This window comes from Phycicoccus mangrovi (assembly GCF_018729305.1).
In the GTDB taxonomy this organism is placed as follows: Bacteria; Actinomycetota; Actinomycetes; order Actinomycetales; family Dermatophilaceae; genus Phycicoccus; species Phycicoccus jejuensis.
Genome location: NZ_JAHHWP010000032.1, coordinates 1 through 4,440, shown reverse-complemented (window position 1 = coordinate 4,440; position 4,440 = coordinate 1). Strand labels below are relative to the sequence as shown.

Here is a 4,440-nt window from a genome sequence, read left to right as displayed (position 1 = left end):
CGAGCGGTGGAGCTGACCCGGGTGCCGGGCGCGTCGGTCGCGACGATCGCCAAGGACTTGGGGATCAGCGAGTCGTGCCTGCGCCGTTGGATGGCTAAGGACGACGTCGACGCCGGCCGCCGCGAGGGCCTGACCTCGAGCGAGCACGAGGAGCTGGTCCGGCTGCGAAGAGAGAACCGCCGTCAGGCGATGGAGATCGAGATCCTCAAACGGGCCTCGGCCTACTTCGCGCAGGAGAACGTGCTGCCCCCAAAATGAGCGCCCCGCTGGTCCGTGAGCTGGCCGCCGACGGCTACCCCGTCGCGGTGACCTGCGAGGTGCTGGGCATCGCCCGCTCCAGCTACTACGAGGCCGTCGGCCGGCCGCCCTCGAAGCGGGCGGTGGCTGACGCGCAGCTGGCGGCCACGATCGAACGGGTGCACACCGACTCCCGCGGCACCTACGGCGCCCCGCGGGTGCACGCCGAGCTGCGCCTGGGGCTCGGCCTCGCGTGCGGGCGCAAGCGGGTGGCCCGGCTGATGCGCCAGGCCGGGCTGGTCGGGGTGTGCCATCGTCGCAAGCGCGGGCACGATCCTGCGCCGGCCACGCACGAGGACCTGGTGCAGCGGGTCTTCACCGCCGACGCTCCGAACCGGGTGTGGTTCACCGACATCACCCAGCACCGCGCGAGCGACGGGTGGGTGTACTGCTGCGCGGTCATCGACGCCTACTCCCGTCGGGTCGTGGGCTGGTCAATCGCCGACCACATCCGCACCGAGCTCGTCGTCGACGCCTTGGATATGGCCCGCTGGCAACGCCGCCCCGTGCTGGGCACGATCCTGCACGCCGACCGCGGCTCGCAGTACACCTCGTGGGTCTTCGGTCACCGCCTGCGCGACGCCGGCCTGCTCGGGTCGATGGGCCGGGTCGCCTCGTCAGGGGACAACGCCCTCATCGAGTCGTTCTGGTCCACCATGCAGCGCGAGCTGCTCGACCGCCGCCCCTGGACCTCACGCGTGGAGCTGGCCGCGGCGATCTTCGAATGGATCGAAGGCTGGTACAACCCCCGCCGGCGGCACTCCACCCTGGGGTACCTGTCCCCGCACGAGTACGAAGCCCTTCACACCGCCGCCATCACCGCGGCATGATCACCACACCGAAACTGTCCGGGAAACCGGGTCAGGCTCCCCCCGTCGGAGTCCTAATTGGGACAGCCCATCCATCAGATCCCCCTCTGAAGATCGGCAGCCGAGATTCCGAGGCGCTCGAGCAAGGCAAGAGCACCGGGGAATGGCTGATTCTGGGGGATATGACGCTTCTCGTAGGGCAGACCGTCGGATGAGAATCTCTGTGCATACAGGGCTGCCGGTCCGACGAGGCCGGTGAGGTACTGGTGCCGCCAGCGAAGCCCTTGGGGGTGGGGAGTGACTCGGATGATGTCTGGACGGCTCCATGCCATGAACGCCCATTTGCCCGAGTCGCTGACCGCCCAGACGCCTACAGGGTCTGTCTCCTCGGCTAACGCAAGGACGTGCAGCGCGGTTGTTTCGGGGTTGCTGAACCCGCCTGTGATCCTGAGAATGGCTGGCCGTGTGCGTTCGACGGTCCATCCCTGGCCTTCGAGTGTCGCCATGGCGTCGGCGAGGGGGTCTTCTGTGAGGAGGCGGTGGACGGTCTCTTGGACCTGCTCGACGGAGAGGGGCGCCCCAGTGGCGGTCCGCTGGAACCGCACGTACTCCGCCAAGAGGTCAGGTTCGGAATCCATGGTTAGGAAGGCGAGGTCGCGGCTGAGGCCGCGATAGATGAGGTTTCCTTCGGTGCGCTCGTCGAGCGAGACCCGGTCGCGCACCATCGCCATCGCCACGGCCGCAAGGCTGCTCACCCTCGACTCCAGCTCGGCCGATGTCACGGTGGCATCGAGGCTGCGCGCGGCACTGTCGACCAAGCGCACGGGTTCGACATCGCCGGGCTTCCAGTTGCCGCTGGACCAGAAGATGAGCGTGAGCCGAAGGACCAGCATGCGGGACGGCAGTGGAAGGTCACTTAGCAGGTCGGCCGCCTTGGTGCACCAGCGCCGGCGAGCGCGCTTGTGGTCTTCGGCATCGTGGCTGTGGTCCGGGGTTTCGCTCTCCTCGTCCGAGTCTTCGGTTTCGTCTTCCTCGTCTGCGACGAGTTCGGCGGTGTCATCCTCGAGCGCGGGTTCGTTGTCGTCGGTCAACCGGTCAAGCCATCGGAGTTCACCTTGGCCGCTTACCGGAATCGCGGGCAGTGCCAGGGAGAAGGCAGTCAGGTGCGGGCCGAAACGGGCGATGGTGTCGTCCTTCACCCATAGCCACTGCTGGACGTCGGTGTCTCTTCGGCGGGCGTGGTCGCCGTCTTGCTCAGCCTCGCCGCTGTCGGCGCCCGTGTCGGACGTTCCCGGTCCACGGGTGGCGGCGATGTCTCGCGCGAGTTCGCCGAGTTCGTTCGCAAGGGCGTTCAACACGTTGAGGTCACTGGACCATAGGTCGTGTGGCCGGGCGGTACCAGTCCTGGATCTCGACTCCGCCCCTGGGCGGCGCATGACTGCGTCGGGGTCGGTGGCGAATACCGGTGTACTCGCTCGATGGTCCGACCCCATCAGGCGGATGCGGCTCCCAGCCAGGACTCTCGGCTTCACCATTGCCTCAGAGGTATCGGCAGCCAGCACGTCGACCGTGACCCAGTCGTCCGGGGATTGACCCCTTTCGGAGACCTGGACGTCCAGGCTTTCAGGCCACGGAACGAGGGTGAGACCAACGCAGTCGGGGCCGAGGATTGCCGAGAGGAGGATCGGCTTGGCGGCGCCGGGGTCATCTGCCGCGGAATCGAGAGTGATGACCACGGTGGGGACTTGGGAGGGTTGAAGTGGGATCGCGTCAGGGAAGAGGGTGTCGCTGATGGGGGACACGACACCCACTTCGTAGTTGCCGCCGGGTGAGGCGCACGACAGACGCAAGGCGGCCGTTGAGAGGTTGGCGCTGCCCGTTAACGCCCACCGCTGTCCGCCGGCGACCCACTCGACGAGTTTGCCGTGGCGGTACCGTCCCGCGGATTCTTCGTTCTCTGGGTCGAGCAGGACCTGAATCGGCACTGGGTTCCGGTCAATCAGGGCCTGCAGGCTCGACCCATTGATGACCGTCCAGCCGGGTTGGACCATGAGGGCAACGCGTTCGGGCTGGAAGTGGTCGATGAGCGCCTGCATCGCCGCGCATCTTGGGTCGTGGAACGGGGCGTACATCAGCAACTCGTCTACGGGGCCGTCCGGCAGTTGCTGCAGGATTGGTTCGTGGACCGACGAGACCAACCTGTGTTCGGGGTCCGTGAGAGTCGCTTGAGACATGAGGTCGTTCAGGTCGGTTGCGGTGCGGCCGAGCGCGCGGACGGTTAGGTCGTCGAGGGTGGCTTGCTGGGCAAGGTCGGTGAGCAGGCTGGCCACTTGCCGGAAGATCGCGGGGCTTGTCTTCCGGTCACCCGTGAACACCGTGGCTAGTTCTGCGTTGTATTGCCATCCTCCGAGGGTCAGGTTCCCGGAGCCGACGGCGACAAGAGCGCGAGCAGGACCAACCAACACCAGCACCTTGGGGTGAAATGCACCGGCGTTGGGCACCAGGCCCACGTGGTAGCCGTACCCCGCGTGCAGCGTGCCGCGAGGGTCCGGATCCCACACTCCAGCGTCCGCGACTACGGTGACCCGGGCACCGGCTGCTTGGCACAGCCCTAAGGCGCGCGACTCGAGGAATCCCAGGTGTGCGTTGAAGGTGAGGAACACGGCCTCGCGTGCTTGCCGGTCGCCGTGCCGCTCCTCCTCGCGCAGGAAGGTCAGGAGATTCGGGACGACCTCAACCGTTGCCTGGCTCATTGGACGGACCGTCCCCGGTCGGTGACCTCCCACAGGTCGTCGGCGTTACGTTGCACGTAGCCGAGTCCGCCCAGAACGGTGGTGAGTTGGTCCCAGCGCAACGCCACCCCTCCACCCCCCTCGTTTGAGTCCCGAAAGATGAACTCGTCTCGGACATAGACGCGCGAGGGAATGCTCACGACACCGTCAGACCGGTATCGGGTCTTCTTGAGGGCGATCCGCTGGGAGCGTTCGACCAGGACGCGGACGAGGTAGCGGCCGAAGTCCCGCACACTCCGGTCCCCCCATTCGGTCATCCGGTCCAGCATCCACGTTGGCGTCAATTGTTGGTTGTCGTCGTCCTTGCCCTCAAAGTAGGCCGTGGCACGCGGCTCGAGGGTGCCGACCCGTCGTGCACCCAATGCCAGCCGCACCAAGGAGCGTTCGGGGTCCGACAGCCCCCTCACTGAGGGGTTGAATCGCCCCGGGTTTTGTGGAGGCTTGGTTACTTGGAACCGGCCCCGGCGGGGACGGGTGCTTCAGGGTAGGTCTTGGGCGTGATGGCGGCCCAGTAGGTGGTCTCGAACTCGGCGGGTGGGATG

The 4,440-nt window shown here is 66.8% G+C and carries 4 protein-coding genes; 2 read left to right on the top strand and 2 right to left on the bottom strand.

All coding sequences use genetic code 11. The annotated features are described in order from the left end of the window. Together KMZ30_RS21370 and KMZ30_RS21365 are read left to right on the top strand one after the other, a co-directional pair. Positions 1-258: transposase (locus tag KMZ30_RS21370; RefSeq protein WP_215520192.1), on the top strand; the 258-nt coding region annotated here is incomplete at its 5' end. After that, the gene (locus tag KMZ30_RS21365; protein WP_215520191.1) at positions 255-1,127 is read left to right on the top strand and encodes an IS3 family transposase; all 873 of its coding nucleotides are present in this window, start codon (positions 255-257) and stop codon (positions 1,125-1,127) included. The genes KMZ30_RS21370 and KMZ30_RS21365, both read left to right, overlap by 4 nt. A gap of 74 nt (positions 1,128-1,201) precedes the next feature. On the opposite strand, the gene KMZ30_RS21360 is transcribed toward KMZ30_RS21365, so the two are convergent. Beyond that, positions 1,202-3,859, bottom strand: coding sequence for a phospholipase D-like domain-containing protein (locus tag KMZ30_RS21360; protein ID WP_215513618.1), 2,658 nt, complete (start codon positions 3,857-3,859; stop codon positions 1,202-1,204). After that, positions 3,856-4,305: a hypothetical protein gene (locus KMZ30_RS21355; RefSeq protein WP_215520190.1), complete on the bottom strand. Its 450-nt coding sequence runs from the start codon at positions 4,303-4,305 to the stop codon at positions 3,856-3,858. Before KMZ30_RS21355 ends, KMZ30_RS21360 begins: the two co-directional genes overlap by 4 nt. Between the last annotated feature and the right edge of the window lie 135 nt (positions 4,306-4,440).